We start from the raw sequence: 2,358 nt of genomic DNA, 5'->3' as shown, positions 1-2,358 counted from the left end.
CCCCGGAGGTGCGTTGATGGCCCAGCTCGTCGACCCCAGGGAGGAGCAGGTCAGGCACCTGCTGGAGGTCGGCCGCCAGCCGCCGGTGCCGGCCGACCTCGCCGACACCGCCGCCGTACACGGCCACCGGCTGCTGCGGCGCCGGCGCGCGCTGCGTCTCGCGCTGCTGCTCCTGCTGCTCCTCGCCACCGCCGCGCTGCTCGGCTGGTTGGTCACCGCCGATCCCTGGACCGCCGGAACCCCGGAGACCACCCCGCCGAGCTACGGCTGGTGAACCCCCCGGCGTCAGCGCGCGTGAACCACCTGGCTCGAAAAAGGGGGGCCGGGCCCGTCGCAACGGACCCGGCCCCCACTCCACAAACCCGCTCAGCCCAGCGCGGCGCGCAGGTCCTCCAGCAGGTCGTCCACCGATTCGATGCCGACCGACAGCCGCACCAGGTCGCCCGGCACCTCCAGCAGCGAACCCGCCGCCGACGCGTGGGTCATCCGGCCCGGGTGCTCGATCAGCGACTCCACGCCGCCCAGCGACTCACCCAGCGTGAACAGCTCCGCGCGGTTGCAGACCTCGACCGCCGCCTCCTCGCCGCCGGCGACCCGGAACGACACCATGCCGCCGAACGACCGCATCTGCTTCGCCGCGACCTCGTGCCCCGGGTGGCTCTCCAGGCCCGGGTACAGCACCTCGGTGACCTTCGGGTGCTGCACCAGCATCTCCGCGACACGCTCGGCGTTCGCGCTGTGCCGGTCCATCCGCACCGCCAGCGTCTTCACGCCCCGCATCACCAGCCACGAGTCGAACGGGCCGGCGATGGCGCCCATCGCGTTCTGGTGGAACGCCAGCTCCTCCGCCAGCGCCGCGTCCGACGTCACCAGCGCGCCGCCGACCACGTCGGAGTGGCCGCCCATGTACTTCGTCGTCGAGTGGACCACCACGTCAGCGCCCAGCGCCAGCGGCTGCTGGAGGTAGGGGCTCGCGAAGGTGTTGTCCACGACCAGGCGCGCACCGGCGCCGCGCGCCACCGCCGCCACCTGCTCGATGTCGGTGATGCCCAGCAGCGGGTTGCTCGGCGTCTCCACCCACACGACCTTCGTGCGGTCCCGCAGCTGGGCGCGGACCGCCGTCGGGTCGGCGGTGTCGGCGACCGACCACTCCACGCCCCACCGCTGCGCGACCTTCGCGAACAGCCGGAACGTGCCGCCGTACGCGTCGTTCGGGATGACCACGTGGTCGCCGGGCGTCAGTACCGTGCGCAGCAGGCAGTCCTCCGCCGCGAGGCCCGACGCGAACGCCAGACCCCGGCTGCCGCCCTCCAGCGCGGCCAGGTTCTCCTCGAGCGCGGTCCTGGTCGGGTTCGCCGACCGGCTGTACTCGTAACCGCCGCGCAGCCCGCCGACGCCGTCCTGCTTGTACGTGGAGACCTGGTGGATCGGCGGGACGACGGCGCCGGTCGCGGCGTCCGGCTCCTGGCCGGCGTGGATCGCGAGGGTCTCGAAATGCTGGTGGCTCATGGGACGAGCCTAATGCGCCGTACCGTGGACCCCATGGAGTTCCTTCTGTCCCTCATCCTCGTGGGTGCCGTGATCGGCCTCTTTGTCGTGCCGACGGTCCGCAGGCGCAAGGCGGCCAAGTCCGCCCTCCAGGGCATGGCCCACGCGAACGACCCCGCGCACCACGGCTTCGTACCGGCCGAACAGCTCGACGTACGCCTCCCGGGCCCCGACCCCGAACTCGTCGACGCGCTGACCGAGACCCAGCGCACCCAGGACTGGCGGCCCGTCGCACGGCTGCTCGCCCTGACCGACGGGCCCGAGGAGTGGGAGCTGCGCTGGCAGCGCGTGCAGTCGCTGGCCGGCGCCGCCGCGATGGAACTCCGCGAGGCGCGGGCCGCCGGCGCGCCCGCCGCCACCGACGCCGAACAGCACATCTCCCTCACCAAGGGCGACGCGCCCGCCGGCGACGGCCGCTGGCTGCGCGCCTGGCGCGCCGAGCAGCCGCAGGACGCCGGCGGCGCACAGGTCTACGCCCAGTTCCTCGTCTGGCAGGCGCTCGGCGAACCCGACTCCGCCGACCACCGCATCATCCTCGAAGAGGCCCGCAACGTCGCGCACGAGGCCGCCGCCCTCGCCGACCCCGACCCCACCCCGCACATCACCGAACTCTTCGTCGCCCGGGCGCTGGGCTACCGCCGCGCCGACTTCGAGTCGCTGTGGCACCAGGTCGTCCGCCGCGCCCCCGCCCACATGGGCGCCCACCTGGCCGCACTGCCGTACTGGTCCGCCAAGTGGCACGGCTCCCGCGAGGAGGCCTACTCCTTCGCCCAGAGCGCCGCCGCGACGGCGCCTCCCGGCAGCCTGCTC

At 73.8% G+C, this 2,358-nt stretch carries 3 protein-coding genes; 2 read left to right on the top strand and 1 reads right to left on the bottom strand.

Features of this window, described 5'->3' with window-relative positions; all coding sequences use genetic code 11:
- Positions 1 to 274 (top strand): hypothetical protein (locus GL263_RS25200; protein ID WP_228456813.1); only part of this gene is annotated, 274 nt, incomplete at its 5' end.
- Positions 275 to 366: 92 nt separating this feature from the next.
- On the opposite strand, the gene GL263_RS25195 is transcribed toward GL263_RS25200, so the two are convergent.
- Entirely contained in the window at positions 367 to 1,509 is a 1,143-nt protein-coding gene (locus GL263_RS25195) for a cystathionine gamma-synthase (protein ID WP_182858047.1), read from the bottom strand.
- A 33-nt stretch (positions 1,510 to 1,542) separates the two neighbouring features.
- Between GL263_RS25195 and GL263_RS25190 the strand changes: the two genes are divergently transcribed.
- Positions 1,543 to 2,358 (top strand): hypothetical protein (locus tag GL263_RS25190; protein ID WP_182858046.1); only part of this gene is annotated, 816 nt, incomplete at its 3' end.

Source organism: Streptomyces durbertensis (assembly GCF_014156695.1).
Lineage (GTDB): Bacteria > Actinomycetota > Actinomycetes > Streptomycetales > Streptomycetaceae > Streptomyces > Streptomyces durbertensis.
Note: the sequence above shows the minus strand (reverse complement) of the source record. Positions and strands in the feature narration are given on the sequence as shown.